13 protein-coding genes are annotated in these 14,646 nt (G+C 74.3%); 7 read left to right on the forward strand and 6 right to left on the reverse strand.

Annotated features, from left to right (window positions below; all coding sequences use genetic code 11):
* Positions 1-97: 97 nt before the first annotated feature.
* Both QF032_RS33050 and QF032_RS33055 read left to right on the forward strand, forming a co-directional pair.
* A complete protein-coding gene (locus QF032_RS33050) occupies positions 98-1,345 on the forward strand; it encodes an aminotransferase class I/II-fold pyridoxal phosphate-dependent enzyme (RefSeq protein ID WP_307047528.1) in 1,248 nt (415 codons plus the stop codon).
* Positions 1,342-2,409 (forward strand): MBL fold metallo-hydrolase, encoded by a 1,068-nt coding sequence (locus QF032_RS33055; RefSeq protein ID WP_307058903.1) that lies wholly within the window; start codon positions 1,342-1,344, stop codon positions 2,407-2,409. Before QF032_RS33050 ends, QF032_RS33055 begins: the two co-directional genes overlap by 4 nt.
* A gap of 143 nt (positions 2,410-2,552) precedes the next feature.
* On the opposite strand, the gene QF032_RS33060 is transcribed toward QF032_RS33055, so the two are convergent.
* Together QF032_RS33060 and QF032_RS33065 are read right to left on the reverse strand one after the other, a co-directional pair.
* Positions 2,553-3,182 (reverse strand): DedA family protein, encoded by a 630-nt coding sequence (locus QF032_RS33060; protein ID WP_307058905.1) that lies wholly within the window; start codon positions 3,180-3,182, stop codon positions 2,553-2,555.
* On the reverse strand, positions 3,179-3,952 hold the full coding sequence (locus QF032_RS33065; RefSeq protein ID WP_307047530.1) for an MBL fold metallo-hydrolase: 774 nt from the start codon (positions 3,950-3,952) through the stop codon (positions 3,179-3,181). The genes QF032_RS33060 and QF032_RS33065 overlap by 4 nt, the downstream gene beginning before the upstream one ends.
* Positions 3,953-4,037: 85 nt before the next feature.
* On the opposite strand from QF032_RS33065, the gene QF032_RS33070 reads away from it, so the two are divergent.
* From QF032_RS33070 to QF032_RS33090, 5 genes are all read left to right on the forward strand, one after another.
* Positions 4,038-4,448 carry a hypothetical protein gene (locus tag QF032_RS33070; RefSeq protein WP_306947570.1) on the forward strand — a complete coding sequence of 137 codons (411 nt, stop codon included), beginning with the start codon at positions 4,038-4,040 and terminating at the stop codon, positions 4,446-4,448.
* A 25-nt stretch (positions 4,449-4,473) separates the two neighbouring features.
* Complete coding sequence (locus QF032_RS33075) at positions 4,474-6,657, forward strand: phage holin family protein (protein ID WP_373430411.1); 2,184 nt, start codon at positions 4,474-4,476, stop codon at positions 6,655-6,657.
* Positions 6,658-6,761: 104 nt separating this feature from the next.
* Complete coding sequence (locus tag QF032_RS33080) at positions 6,762-7,823, forward strand: ATP-binding protein (RefSeq protein WP_307047535.1); 1,062 nt, start codon at positions 6,762-6,764, stop codon at positions 7,821-7,823.
* Entirely contained in the window at positions 7,820-9,619 is a 1,800-nt protein-coding gene (locus QF032_RS33085) for a vWA domain-containing protein (RefSeq protein WP_307058907.1), read from the forward strand. The genes QF032_RS33080 and QF032_RS33085 overlap by 4 nt, the downstream gene beginning before the upstream one ends.
* A 67-nt stretch (positions 9,620-9,686) precedes the next feature.
* Positions 9,687-10,115, forward strand: coding sequence for an OsmC family protein (locus QF032_RS33090; protein WP_107446769.1), 429 nt, complete (start codon positions 9,687-9,689; stop codon positions 10,113-10,115).
* 85 nt (positions 10,116-10,200) lie between these two features.
* On the opposite strand, the gene QF032_RS33095 is transcribed toward QF032_RS33090, so the two are convergent.
* The 4 genes from QF032_RS33095 to QF032_RS33110 all read right to left on the reverse strand — a co-directional run bounded on the left by QF032_RS33095 (position 10,201) and on the right by QF032_RS33110 (position 14,616).
* Positions 10,201-10,647, reverse strand: a complete 447-nt coding sequence (locus tag QF032_RS33095) for a hypothetical protein (RefSeq protein WP_307058909.1) — start codon at positions 10,645-10,647, stop codon at positions 10,201-10,203.
* An 85-nt stretch (positions 10,648-10,732) separates the two neighbouring features.
* Positions 10,733-12,535, reverse strand: a complete 1,803-nt coding sequence (locus tag QF032_RS33100; protein ID WP_307058912.1) for a right-handed parallel beta-helix repeat-containing protein — start codon at positions 12,533-12,535, stop codon at positions 10,733-10,735.
* Between the two features lie 214 nt (positions 12,536-12,749).
* On the reverse strand, positions 12,750-13,613 hold the full coding sequence (locus tag QF032_RS33105; RefSeq protein ID WP_307058914.1) for a helix-turn-helix domain-containing protein: 864 nt from the start codon (positions 13,611-13,613) through the stop codon (positions 12,750-12,752).
* Positions 13,614-13,740: 127 nt separating this feature from the next.
* Positions 13,741-14,616 carry a helix-turn-helix domain-containing protein gene (locus QF032_RS33110; RefSeq protein WP_307058916.1) on the reverse strand — a complete coding sequence of 292 codons (876 nt, stop codon included), beginning with the start codon at positions 14,614-14,616 and terminating at the stop codon, positions 13,741-13,743.
* Positions 14,617-14,646 lie beyond the last annotated feature (30 nt).

Consider the following 14,646-nt stretch of genomic DNA (forward strand, 5'->3'; position numbering starts at 1 on the left):
GGCCTCCGGTGGCCGCGGTGGCACCGGGCGGCAGGCACGCACCGGGTACGGCACCAGGCACGGCACGGCACCAGGCAGGGACTGCACGGAGGGCCACATGCGGCGGACGGAACCGGAGGACCACGGCCCCGTCCGCTACGGCCCGCCGCTCCCCCCGGACGGCCTGCCCGTGCTGCCCGAACTCGCCTCGGTGCTCGCCGCGGCCGCCGACCGCGCCGACGGCGAGCCGGTCGGCGGCGGCCGCGCTCTTCTCGACGCCGCCCGGGGCTACTGGGCCCGGCGCGGCGGCCCCGCCGAACCGGGACGGGTCGTCGCCGGGCCCGGAGCCCCCGCCCTGCTGCTCGCGCTGACCGCCGTGCTCGGCGGCGACGTCCTGGTGCCGCGGCCCTGCGCGGCCTGGTGGGCGCCGTACGCCCGGCTGCTGGGCAGGCCCGTGTTCCACGTCGCGACGCCCGCGGAGTGCGGCGGCGTCCCGGACCCGTACGCCCTGCTGGAGACCGTGCGACGGGTGCGTGCCGAGGGCGGCGACCCGCGCCTGCTGGTGCTGTCCGTCGCCGACGACCCGACCGCCACCGTGGCGCCGCCGGAAGTCCTGCACGAGGCCGTGGAGGCCGCCGCGGGGGAGGGCCTGCACCTGGTCAGCGACGAGACCTGGCGCGACACCCTGCACACCCCGCAGGACACGGTGCTGGTCAGCCCCGCCGAGATGCTGCCCGGGGAGGTCACCGTCGTCAGCGACCTGGCCGGGGCCCTGCTGCCCGTCGGCTGGCCGGCGGCCGTCGCCCGGTTCCCCGCCTCGGCCGCCGGTGACGCCCTGCACGCGCGCGTGCTCGACGTGCTGACGGCCCTCGACGCCCGGGTGGCCGCGCCGGTCGCCGCCGCGGCCGCGTACGCCCTGACCGAGCCGGAGCCCGTCACCGCGCGCGTGGCCGCCGCCGTCCGCCTGCACGCGCACGTGGCACGGGAGATGCACGCCGCCGTGGTCGCCGCGGGCGGCCTGGCCCTGCCGCCCCGGGCCGGCCGCCACCTCTACGCAGACCTCGGCCCGCTGCGCGACGCGCTGTCCGCCCACGGCGTCGGCGACGCACAGGAACTGGAGGACTTCCTCTCCGCCCGGCTCGGCATGCCCGCGCCGGGCGGACACCGCTTCGGGGACGACCTCAGCGCCCTGCACGTCCGGTTCTCCACCGGCATGCTGCTCAATGGCGCGGACGCCCGGCGCACGGAACGCCTCACCTCGCCCACACCGTGGGAACTGCCCCACGTGCAACGTGCGTTGACGCTCATGAGGTCGGTCTTCGACGACCTCCGTGACGAAGCTCAGCGATGGGAGCCTCCTCGATGACGCAGCAGTCCGAGTCGACCGCCACCAGCACGGTGACCGGCGGGGCCGTCGGCGCCGCGCCGTCCCTGTCCCCCCTCGCGCCGGCGCCCGCCGTCCCGCCGCTCGCCGAACCCAGGCCGCCGGGCGAGCGCCGGGTGTGGCCGCGGACCTTCCACGACCGGCTCACCTCGCCGCTGCCCGGCCTCAAGGCCATCGCCCGGTTCGCCCGCGAAGGGTCCGTGCGCCCCGGCAAGGAGGGCCTCGCCGACGTTCCCCGACTGCCCTTCGCGCCCGCCCCGCTGCCCCGCGTGGACGCCCGCACCCTCGCCGTCAGCTGGGCGGGGCACGCCAGCTGGGTGGTGAGCATCGGCGGCCTGACCGTCCTGACCGACCCGGTGTGGTCCCGCCGCATCCTCGGGACCCCCGCCCGGATCACCCCCGTGGGCGTCCCCTGGGCCGCGCTGCCGCGCGTCGACGCCGTCGTCATCAGCCACAACCACTACGACCATCTGGACGCCCCCACGCTGCGCCGACTCCCGCGCGACACGCCGGTGTTCGTGCCGGCCGGGCTCGGACGGTGGTTCCTGCGCCGCCGGTTCACCCGGGTCACCGAGCTGGACTGGTGGGAGGCGGCCGAACTGTCCGGCGTGCGCTTCGACTTCGTGCCCTCGCACCACTGGTCCAAGCGCAGTCTCACCGACACCTGCCACTCCCTCTGGGGCGGCTGGGTGCTCACCGCCCCCGACGGCCGGCGCGTCTACTTCGCCGGGGACACCGGCTACGGCCACTGGTTCTCCCGTATCGGCCGACGTCACCCCGGCATCGACCTGGCACTGCTGCCGATCGGCGCCTACGACCCCCGCTGGTGGCTCAGCGACGTGCACTGCGACCCGGAAGAGGCGGTCCGCGCCGCCCTCGACCTCGGCGCGCGGCGCATGGCCCCCATGCACTGGGGCACCTTCGTGCTCTCCGCCGAGCCCGTCCTCGAACCCCTCACGCGTGTGCGTGCCGCCTGGCACAAGGCGGGCCTGGACCGCGACGCCCTGTGGGACCTGCCGGTGGGAGGCTCACGGGTACTGGACTAGCCCCGCCCGAAGGGCGGGGTGCCGCAGTACGGGACGGCAGAAGGGAGGGGCACCGAAGGGCGGGGTGCCGCAATGCACGGTGCCGTAGGGCGGGGCGCTGCCGCGCAGGGCCGCGTCGGCGGGCGGGCCGGGGCCCGGGGCTCTCAGGCCGTCCGGGTCCCCCGGACGCGGCGCCACAGGCTCGGGGCCGCGCCGACCAGCACGGTCAGGACGATCGCGGCGACCACTCCCTCCCACGGCTCGGGGAACAGCGAGCCGCCGAGAATGCCGATCAGCTGGTACGTCACCGCCCAGGCGAGACAGGCCGGAAGGTTGCCGCGCGAGAAGCGGCGCAGCGGCCACTTCGCCATCAGACAGGCCAGCATCACCGGGATGCGTCCCGCCGGCACCAGCCGGGACAGCACCAGCACCGCCGTGCCGTGGTCGGCGAGTTTGCCCTGCGCCTGCGCCAGCCGCTCCTCGGGCGCCCGGGAGCGGATCGCCTCCAGCCAGCGCGAGCCGTTCTTCGACCGCATCCCGCGCCGCCCCAGCCAGTACAGGGCCGCGTCCCCGCAGAACGCGGCCAGCGACGCCGTCACGAACACCAGGAGCAGGGAGAACGGCGCCTTCTGATGGAACGCGACCACGGCCGCCGTACTCACCAGCGCCCCCGTCGGCACCACCGGCACCAGCGCCCCGATCAGCACCAGCAAGAACAGCGACGGATAGCCGAGCGCCTGTTGCGTGGCCTCGGTCGGTATGACCGTCGTGACCGCGGCGGCCGCGAGAGTCACCGCGCCTCCTCCAGGCGCACGCTCTCCCCATGCCCCAGCCGGTGCACGGCCACGCCCGGCGCACGCTCCGCCGCGAGCCGCACGAACTCCTCGCCGGGCGCGTGGAACTCGTGGGGCCGCACCGCGTCCATGCCGATCGGCCAGTACGTTCCGTAGTGCACCGGCACCGCGCTGCGCGGCCCCAGCCGGGCCAGCGCCTCGGCCGCCCGTCCCGCGTCCAGGTGCCCCTCGCCCAGATGCGGCCCCCAGCCGCCCACCGGCAGCAGCGCCACGTCGACCGGCCCGACCTCCTCGGCCATGTCCTCGAACAGGCCGGTGTCTCCGGCGAAGTACGTCCGTGCCGCGCCTTCGACGACGTACCCGAGCGCGGGGGAGGAGCGCCGGCCGACCGGCAGCCGCCGTCCGTCGTGCCGCGCGGGCACCGCCCGTATCCGGACCCCGCCCACGGACGTCTCGTCGCCCGGCTCCATCTCGCTCAGCCGCAGATGCCGCAGCCGCCGCAGCCCGGGCACGGCGCGCGGCGCGCCCCGGGGCACCAGCAGGCGCGTGCCCGGCGCGAGGCGCGCCAGCGACGGCACGTGCAGATGGTCGGCGTGCAGGTGCGAGACGAGCGCCACGTCGGCGTTCCAGGCCCCGGGCGGGGGCAGGGCGCCCCGGCGGCGGCGCAGATGCGCGAGCCGGCGGACGAACAAGGGGTCGGTGAGCACACGCACGTCCGAATCCTCGACCGTACAGGTCGCGTGACCCCACCACGTGATCTCCACCGGCACCTCTTTGCCTCCTTCGCGCGACTCCCCCGAAGCCTACGGGCAGGAGTAGGGTCGGCGACTGAACCCGGAGGTGAGGGGGGACGCCATGGGACCGCTGCGGGAAACGCGGGTCACCGCGATCGCGAGTCTGACGCCGCTCGAGGAACTGGACGCCGATCCCTTCCTGGTGGACTCCCGCAGCCAGCACGCGATGTGCGCGCGGTGGGCCGCGGAGCGCGGACACGTCGTCAGCCGGGAACTGCTGGTGCGCGGACTGCGCGCCGACCACAGCGTGCTGTGGGACGGGGTGGTGCCCGGCGTCGACCTGTTCGTCGCGCCGAGCCGCCGGGTGCTGGAGAGCGCGTTGTCGTCCGTGGACGAGTTCGCCGCCGAGTGTGCGCGGCGCGGGGTGCGCGTGGAGACGGTCGGCAGCGCCGAACCCGCCTACGACGCGCAGATGAAGGCCCGGGTGCACCGCAGGCTGTCCATGCCGACGGCCGGCTACGACGGACGGTAGTCCCCGGCGTGCCCCTCGCCGCGGTATGGCAGGGTGGAAGACGGCTCCCACGGGCGTCGGGGCCGGAACGCGAGGTGTACGGGGCGTGCGTGGGGTGCGATGGCGGCGGGCCGTCAGTCAGGCCGGGCGGAGCGTCACGGTGTGGGCCGTCTCCACCCTGACGATGCTCGTGCTGGCGGGGATCCTGCCGGACTTCCGGCTGCAGTCGCCCGACGGCGACAGCGCCACCACCGTCGCCATGACCGCCGCCGTCGGCGCGGGCGTCTTCGGCGTGCTGTCCGCCCTGGCCTGGCCGCTGCTGGTCCGCCTCCTGCTGCTCGTGCCGGCGCTGGTCCTCGGCCTGCTGGTGTTCTTCCTCAACGGCTCGCTGCTGCTCCTCGCCCTGCGGCTGAACCCCTCCGGGCAGAGCGAGGCGGCCCCCGAGACCGCCGTCATCGTCGCCGCCGTGATGTCCGCCGTCGCCTCCGCGACGGGCGCGGCCCTGGCCGTGCGCGACGACGACGCCTACCGTCGCCGCCTGTACCGCCTCGCCGACCGCCGGCGCAGAGGCGGCCCCGCCTGCCCCGCCACCCACGGCACCGTCTTCCTCCAGCTCGACGGCGTGGGCCACGACGTGCTGGTGGCGGCCGTGCGCAAGGGGCTGATGCCGACCGTCGCGCAGTGGCTGGGCGACGCGCCGGCCGAAGGCGGCGCCGGCGCACCGGGGAGCCCGCCGCGCGCCACGCACCGGCTCACCCACTGGCGCACCGACTGGTCCAGCCAGACAGGCGCCAGCCAGCTCGGCATCCTGCACGGCAGCAACCACGACGTGCCCGCCTTCCGCTGGTACGAGAAGGACACCGGGGAGGTGATGGTCTGCAACCGTCCGACCAGCGCCGCCGAACTCCAGCGCCGCGCGGTCGAACGCACCGGTGACGGCGGGCTGCTGTCCGCCGACGGCGCCAGCCGCGGCAACCTGTTCGGCGGCGGCGCCGACGAGCAGGCGCTCGTGCTGTCCATAGCCACCCGCCGGCGCAGCCGTGAGACCCGCTCCCGGGCCGGCTACTTCGCGTACTTCAGCGACCCGGCCAACGCCGTGCGCACCGCACTGTCGTTCGTCGCCGAGGTCGTCCGCGAGATCGGCCAGTCCACCCGCGCCCGGCTGCGCGGCGACCGCCCGCGCGTGGGCCGCGGCGGCCTCTACCCCGTCGTCCGCGCCTTCGCGACCGTCGTCGAACGCGACGTCGTGGTGGCCGCGGTGATGGGCGACATGCTCGCCGGGCGCAGCGCCGTCTACGCCGACCTGGTGGCGTACGACGAGGTCGCGCACCACTCCGGGCCGCTCGGCCGGGACACCGAGCAGGTCCTCGGCCGGCTCGACCGGGCGCTCGCGCTGATCGAGACCGTCGCCGAGCACGCCCCCCGCCCCTACCGGATCGTCGTCCTGTCCGATCACGGCCAGAGTCCCGGCGAAACGTTTCGCGCCCGTTACGGCCTCACCCTCGGCGACCTGGTGCGGGCCGGCTGCGGACTGCCCGTGCCGCGCAGGGCGGAACGCACCCACAGCGGCGCCGAGGCCCGCGCGGCCGTCCGCGCCGCGCTGCGCCGCCCCGTCGAGGAGACGACCGGCGGCCGGGAGCCGTCCGGCCGCCGCTCGGAGCCGATCGTGCTGGCCTCCGGCAACCTCGGCCTGATCTCCTTCCCGGACGTCGCGCACCGGATGAGCAAGGAGGAGATCGACGCCCGTCACCCCGCGCTGCTGTCCACGCTCGCCAACCATCCCGGCGTCGGCTTCCTGCTGGTGCGCAGCGAGGAGCACGGCGGGGTCGTCCTCGGCGCGTACGGTGCGCAGATCCCCCTCGACCGGCTCGACGAAGACCCCGGCCCGCTGGCCGCGTTCGGGGCCGGCGCGGCCGACGCCGTGCGCCGCACCCACGGCTTCCCGCACACCGCCGACATCATGGTCAACTCCTGCCTCGAACCGGCCGACGGCGAGGTCCTCGCCTTCGAGGAGCAGATCGGCTCGCACGGCGGCCTCGGCGGCGCCCAGGCCCGGCCGTTCCTGATGTCCCCGCTGGCCCTGTCCGCGCCGGCCCGGGACGGCGCGGAACTCGTCGGCGCGGAACACGTGCACCGCGTGCTGCGCCGCTGGCTGCGCGAGTCCGAAGGCCCCCAGGTCCCGCTGGAGACGGCACCCGAGGAGCCCGCCCAGGAGGAACGCGCCGCCTGAAAACCGGCTGCGCCGGGAGCCGCGCGGGACCACACTGTCCGTGCGGATCCCTTTCGCCGTCCCGCGCACTCGCGCACCCTTCGCTTCCCCCGAGGACCTTCGCCTTGCAGGCTGCCGTCACCGTCACGCCCTCCCGCGTCCCCGACCTCCTCCTCGGCCTCGCCGTCGTGCGGCCCGTGTTCCTCTGGGGCGCCCCCGGCATCGGAAAGTCCTCTCTGGTCAGGGAGTTCGCCGAGTCGCTCGGCCTGGAGTGCGTGAGCCTGCTCGGCACACAGCTCGCGCCCGAGGACCTGATCGGCGTGCCCCAGATCCGGGACGGGCGGTCGGTGTTCTGCCCGCCGCGGGCCATCGCCCGCGACGAGCCGTACTGCCTGTTCCTGGACGAGCTCAACGCGGCCTCGCCGGACGTGCAGAAGGCGTTCTACTCGCTGATCCTCGACCGCCGGATCGGCGACTACGAGCTGCCCGAGGGGTCCATCGTCATCGGCGCCGGGAACCGGGCCACCGACAACGCGCTCGCCCGCCCGATCGCCTCCGCGCTCGTCAACCGCCTCACCCACGTCCACCTGGAGGTCTCCCCCGGGGACTGGCTGGCCTGGGCGGCGGGACACGGCATCCACCCCTGGATCCTCGACCACCTCACCGACCGGCCCGATCACCTGTGGTCGAAGCCGCCGAAGACCGAGGAGGCGTTCTCCACACCCCGCTCCTGGCACATGCTCTCCGACGCCCTGCACTCCTTCGGCCGCGACCTCGGCGAGGACACCCTGAAGGTCCTCGCCCACGGCACGCTGACGCCCGCGCACGCCACCGCCTTCTGCGGTTACGTCAAGATCGTGCGCAGCCGCTACGGAATCGACGCCGTCCTCAAGGGCGAGGCCCCCTGGCCGCACCGCGTCGAAGACCGCGACCTGCTCTACTACCTCGCCGACTCGTTCCGCGGCCGGCTCGTCAAGGAGCTGCCGGCCAGCCGGGAGCACATGTCCGCGGGCGCGCGGCAGATCGCGTACCGCGCCAAGTCGCTTCTGGTACGGCTCGCCGAGATCTCCGTCGAGGTCGCCCAGACCGTCATCGCCTCCGACGCCGACGGCAACCCCGTGCTGCCCGCCTGGTTCCTGGTGGAGGCGGCCCGGGACATGCCGCGGCTGGTGGAGGCGCGGCGGTGAGCGGGACCGGGGGCGGCAGGAAGAAGCGGGACCTCGCGCGGGAGGCGTTCGACGCGGGGCTGGCGCTGGCGCGGGCCAACCCGGCGCTGTCCTCCCTCGACTACACCGTGTGCCGTCACGAGGAATGCCCGGCGGCGCCCCGGGACGGGCTGGTCCGTGTCGACTCGGCCGGCGTTCTGCACGTCCCCCCGGACCGGATCGCCGACCCCGCTCTGTGGGCCTGGTCGCTCGCCCACGCGGTGCTGCACCTCGGGTTCGGGCACCTCCCGGCGGCCCGGGGCAGCCGCACCCAGCCCGACCGGTACGAGATCGCCGCGCGCTGCACGATCGTCAACCGCTTCCTGCTGACCTTCCCCGTCGGCCGCCCGCCGGACGAACTGCCGCTGTCGTACCCGGACGGCGACGAGGAGCGGCTCGCCGCCGGCTGGCGGCGCACCGGGCTGCCGGCCGTGTACGGGCGCTGCGGCACGGCGGGCGACCGGGCCGACCAGGTGCTCGTGCCCGCCGAACACCGGTCCGGCGGGCAACTGCCGGACTGGCAGCTGGCCTTCGCCGGCGCCCTGACCCGGACCGTGTCCGCCGCGATGGACCTGGCGGGCGGCCGCCGAGACACCTTGCACGGCGGCGTGACCGCCCGGCAGCCATGGGAGCGCGCGCTCGGCTGGTTCGTCTCGTCCTACCCGCTGCTCGGCGGCCTCGCGGCCGGCATCAGGCTGGTAGCCGACGCCGAACTCGCCCGCGGACACGGCATATCGATCGCCGCCGTGAACCCGGAGGCAGGCGAGATCTACGTCAACCCGCTGTGCCGGTTCGACGAGGAGGAGTGGCGGTTCATCCTCGCCCACGAGATGCTGCACGCCGCCCTGCGGCACGGCGACCGCGGCGGCGCCCGCGACCCTTTTCTCTTCAACGTCGCCTGCGACTACGTCGTCAACGGCTGGCTGTGCGACATGCAGGTCGGCACCATGCCCGAGGGGCTCCTGTTCGACCCCGACCTGGCGGGCCTGTCGGCCGAGGAGGTGTACGACCGCATCACCGCGGACCTGCGCCGCATGCGACGACTGGCCACCCTGCGCGGCAAAGGACTCGGCGACGTGTTCGGCGCCCCGCTCGGCCCGCCCCGCGACCACGTCGACCTCGACGGCTTCTACCGCCGCGGCCTCGCCCAGGGCCTCGACCTGCACCAGCGGCAGGAGCGCGGCTTCCTGCCGGGAGGGCTGGTGGAGGAGATCCGCGCGCTCAGCCATCCGCCGCTGCCCTGGGACGCCCGACTGGCCCGCTGGTTCGACGAGTTCGTGCCGCGTCCGCAGCCGGCGCGCACGTACGCCCGTCCCGCGCGCCGCCAGGCGTCCACACCCGGCATCCCGCGCGCCGGCCGCTGGTTTCCGCCCGAGGAGATCGCCCGCTGCACGTTCGGTGTCGTCCTGGACACCTCCGGCTCCATGGACCGGACCTTGTTGGGCAAGGCGCTCGGCGCGATCGCCTCGTACGCCGCGGCCCGTGACGTGCCGGCCGCCCGGGTCGTGTTCTGCGACACCGTGCCGCACGACGCCGGCTACCTCCCGGTCACCGAGATCGCCGGCCGGGTCCGCGTGCACGGACGCGGCGGGACGGTTTTGCAGCCCGGCGTCGACCTGCTGGACCGCGCTGACGACTTCCCTCCCGGCGCACCCCTGCTGGTGATCACCGACGGATGGTGCGACGTCCTGCGGGTGCGGCGCGAGCACGCCTACTTGGTGCCGCCCGGCCGACGGCTGCCGTTCACGGCTCGGGGGCCGGTGTTCCGGGTGCGGTGAGGCGGAGTGTGATCGGATGGGGGCAGGCAATCCCGTCCAGCGGGATCCCCATGCGAAAGGAAGAACCGTGGCCACCACGCGCTCCGCACACACCGTCTGGGAAGGCAATCTGATCGAGGGCAACGGGGTCGTGACCTTCGACTCCTCCGGCGCCATCGACCAGCAGCCCGTGACGTGGGCCGCCCGTACCCAGGAGGCGAACGGCAAGACCAGTCCCGAGGAGCTCATCGCGGCAGCCCACTCCAGCTGCTTCTCCATGGCCTTCTCGCACGCCCTGGCCGGAGCGGGCACGCCGCCCGCCAAGCTCGTCACCTCGGCGGACGTGACCTTCCAGCCGGGCGAGGGCATCACCGGCATCCACCTGACCGTGGAGGGCACGGTGCCCGGCCTCGACGAGGACGGCTTCCTCGCCGCCGCCGAGCAGGCCAAGGTCAACTGCCCCGTCAGCCAGGCCCTGAAGGCCGTCCCGATCACGCTGTCGGCCAAGCTCGCCTGACCGGCCGCCCTCGCCGGGCACGCCGGGCCGCTCCCGACGGACGGTCCGCGCGCCCGGCCCGGGCCGGTCCGACCCGCCTCGCGGTTCAGACGAGGCCGGTCAGACCCCTGATCGCCGACTGGGCCCACTCCTGCGCTCCCACGGCCGTTCCCGCCGCCAGACCGGTCGCCACGGGGGCCAGGGCCCCCTTGAGCGTGGTGACCGCACGGCGGACGCGGCCGGGCTCGGGGGAGCCGGAGCCGGTGATCTCCGCGATGACCTCCTCGGCCGCCGTCGCGGCGTCCGCACGGTCGCGGTCGTCGAGACCCGCCCCGGGCAGTTGCCGGAGCAGATCGGTCACCAGCGCCGCGAGCGCCTCGTAACCGGGCGCGACCGAGCCGTCGTTGATCTGCTGATTCTGGGTGACAGTTTCGTTGTTCCACGCCAACTGGGCGTTCGAGACAACCTTGTTGAACACCGGGCCGTCGTAATGGTTCACCTGCTGCCGGCCGTCGGCACCGTTCGCTGCGCTCGGGTCGTTCGGCTCGTTCACCGGCTGGCTCCGTCCGGGTCGGTGGGGTGGGTGTGTGCGGTGGGGTCGGTGTGTGCGGTGGGTGGGGTGGGAGAGGCCGGACGTGTCAGGGTCGCTCGACGGGGTCGACGTGGCCGGGGTCATCGGTCCGCTCGGTTCGCCCGGTCTGCTCGGTTCGCACGCTCTGCGCGGTCTGCTCGCTCCGGTCGTCCGGTCGGCTCTGGTGTGTCTGCTGCTGGACGACGTTGGTGTTGCCCCACGCCAACTGGGCACTGTGCACGGCCTCCACGAAGACGGGGCCGTGGTAGTTGTTCACGATCGTCGGCGGCGGGGCGGGCTCGGTGATCTCCTTGACCGGCAGCGTCGTTTGCAACGAGACCAGCTGGACGCGCCCGTTGTGCTGCACCGCGGTCCCCGACGTCCCGGTCACGGAACAGTCCACCAGCCGGCCGCCGCACGACTCGTCGAAGCGCAGGCCCGTGGCCGCGCACTCCTCGAAACGGCTGCCGGCGACGTCCACGAACGCGGAGCCCGTCCCGCACAGTCCGTACGACTGCGCCCCCGTCACGGTGAGGTTCCGGGCGACGAGCCGTGCCGTCCCGAACGCCAGGGCCCCGCCGGTCTCCACCCCAATGACGGTGCAGTCGTGCAGCTGGAGTTGGGCTTCCTCGCCCGCGCCGAAGCCCAGCAGCCCGCGCTCGGCGGTGGCCGCTCTGAGCGTCACCCGGGACTGGCCGACGGCGGCCACGGCGATCATGTCGAAGTCACCGAAGGCCACACCGGTGAGCTCTGCCGTGGTGCCGCCGTTGCCCTTGGCGTCCAGACCGAACGGGCAGCGCTCGACGCGGACGTCCTCGAACACGGTCTTGCTCTCGTCCCAGACCCGCAACCCGACGCCGGTCAGGTCGTGCACATGGCAGCCGGTGAACCTGCCCCTGGCGCGATCCGTGACGGCGATGCCCACGTTGCCGCCCGAGACGCGGCAGCCGCTCACGTGCGGAGCGCCACCCCGCGTCGACAGCACCCCGACGTTGCCCGCGTCGACGACCTCGCAGTCCTCGAAGGCGCCCCGGCCCGCTTCCTGGACGTGGATGCCCGTGTCGCGGCAGCCGGTGAACACGCAGTCCCGCACCTGCGGGTCGGCGCCGCTCGCCACCACGATCCCGTTCTCGGCGTCGCGGACCCGGGTGCCGCGCACGGCGCCCCGGGACTGCTCGACGAACTGGAGCGCCGGCCCGTGCACGCCCTCGATCCGGCAGCCCTCGACGGTCAACTCCGCCTGCGTGTCCGCGATCACGGCCGCCCGCTCGGTGCCGGTGATCTCGCAACCGGTGAGCTGCGCCGAGGCGTCGCTGACGCGCACGCCGTGGATCCGGGCGCCGTCGATGCGGCTGTCCCGGATCGTGACCCGGGCGCTCTCGATCACCGCGACCGCGTTGTCGGCCGCACCGGCGAACCGGCACCGCTCGACGACTGCGGTCGCGCCGGTGAAAACGGTGCGGCCGAACCGGAACCCGCTGTCCGTCAGCGTCGCGGAGGCGCCCGGCCGCACGTGCACGCACACCCCGTGGTGCGCCCGCACCTCCACCCGGTCGAGGGTGAGGAATCCGGCCCGGCAGTCGACGACTCCGGCGTCGGCGTCCCGCCCGGTCAGCACGAGTCCGCGGACCACCACCGACCCGAACGCGGTCAGCACGGTGCCCCGCGGCCGGCTCACCACCACGGAGCCGGGTTCGCCGACCGCCACCAGCTCGACCTCGCCGTGGACCGTGAGCTGTTCCTCGTACTGGCCGGGCGCGATCTCGATGCGCGCGGCGCGGCCGCGCGCGGCCGCGGCTCGCAGCGCGGACCCGATGTCGGGATGCGCGCCGCGGCGACCGCCCGGAGAGACGACGTACTTCCTGACCATGCCCGCCTCTCCCGAAGCCCCCGCCCGAGCAACACCCTTGACTGCCCCTACAGCCCTGCTGATCGCCTGTGCAACGCTGTTGACTGTCCGTCACCGATGCTACCCGAGCGGGACTGCCGTGCCGGGTGGGCGGCAAGAGGCCTTCACGGAACCTGCCACAAGGCCCCGGCTCCCGGCCGGATTCTTCGCGGGACGCGGCTCCCGGCCGGCCGGGTCAGAGGCCGTCGCGGGTGTCCCGCAGGATCTGCCGGGTGTGCTCTGCGGACGCGGCGTGCGTCGTCATGTGGTCGAGGACCTCCAGGTGCGCGGAGACCTCCTTGCGGTCGTCGAGGTAGAGCGCGCCGGTCAGATACTCGGTGACGACCATGTCGGGCAGCTCGGGCTCGCCGAAACGGAACAGCGAGAACGGCGCGGACGTGCCGGGATGCGGGCCCGCGGCGAACTCGGAAACCTGCAGAGTGATCCGGTCCCGCTCGGCGAACTCCAGCAGCTTGTCCAGCTGTTCGGCCATCACGGCGGCGTCGACGCTCACCGGCCGGCGGAGCACCGTCTCGTCCATCACCACCCACAGGCGGGGCGGGTCGGCGCTCTCCAGCAGTCGCTGGCGGGCCATGCGCAGGGCCACGTGCCGTTCGAGGGAGTCCGGCCGGGTGCGCCCGACGGTCCCCGCCTCCAGGACCGCCGACGCGTAGGCCCGCGTCTGCAGCAGGCCCGGCACGAAGTGCGGCTCGTACGAGCGGATCAGCCGGGCGGCGCCCTCCAGGCTCACGTACAGGCTGAACCACTCCGGCAGGACGTCGTGGTAGCGCTGCCACCAGCCGGGCCGGTTCGCCTCCTCGGTGAGCGAGACGAACGCCTCCGCCTCGTCCCGGGGGACCCCGTACGCCTCCAGGAGGACCTGCACGTACGGCACCTTCAGCGCGACGTCGGCCGTCTCCATGCGCCGTACGGTCGCCGGGGCGACGCGCAGGGCACGGGCTGCCTCGTCGCGGCTGAGGCCGGCCGCCTCGCGTAGTTCCTGCAGCCGTCTGCCGAGTACCACCTGGCCCACCGTGGGCGCGGGCCGTCGCTCACTCACCCCACGTCTCCCCTGCGTGTCGAGGCACGCGGGCCAGTCTGTCACGTCCCGGCCCCGATCTCACGGATAGCGGAGTGGGGCATTCAACCGAGGCGTTCGACCGGGTGGCACCGTGACTGACCGGGTGTCAGCCGTCGAGACTGTGGAGGTACTTGGCAGTCGCCGGATCGGCCGGCAGGAACGTCTCGACGGCGAGTTCGGCGACCGTCACGTCCATGGGGGTGTTGAAGGTGGCGACCGACGAGATGAAGGAGAGGATCCGCCCCTCGTGCTCGATCCGCATCGGCAGCGCGAAGTACGGCACGGGCTCGCCCGGTTCACCGGCCGGTTCGGGGTGTGCGACCGGATAGGCGGCCACCTCCTCGTACAGTTCCCGCAGCGGCTTCGAGCGGTAGAGGGCGATCTGGCGCTCCATCTGCCCGAGCAGGTGACCGCGCCACTCGCGCAGATTGCGGATGCGCGGGGCGAGTCCCCGCGGGTGGAGGGTGAGGCGCATCGCGTTCAGCGGCGGCGTCAGCAGCGACTCCGGGACGCCCTCGAGCAGCATCGTGATGCCCCGGTTGGCCGCCACCACGTCGTAGTGGGCGTCCATGACCAGCGCCGGATACGGCTCGTAGCCCTGGAGCAGCCGATCCAGGCCCGCGCGCAACGCGTCCAGCGCCGGGTCGTCCAGCGGGGTCTGCGGGAAACGCGGTGCGTAACCGGCGGCCAGGAGCAGGGCGTTGCGCTCGCGCACGGGCACGTCGAGCTGTTCGGCGAGCCGCAGCACCATGTCCTCGCTCGGCCGGGAACGACCCGTCTCGACGAAGCTGACGTGCCGGGCCGAGGAGTCGGCGCGCAGCGCCAGCTCCAGCTGACTCATCCGCCGCCGTTCCCGCCAGGCCCGCAGCAGCGGGCCCACGCCCCGGCCACCGGCGTCGGCGGATCGGGCGGACCCGGCGGGATCTGCGGAGACGGCGGGATCGGCGGAGGCGGATTCCGTGCCGGTCGCGACAACAGTCATGCCTACGACCGTAGTTCACCCACGCGCCCT

Source organism: Streptomyces achromogenes (assembly GCF_030816715.1).
Classification (GTDB): Bacteria; Actinomycetota; Actinomycetes; order Streptomycetales; family Streptomycetaceae; genus Streptomyces; species Streptomyces achromogenes_A.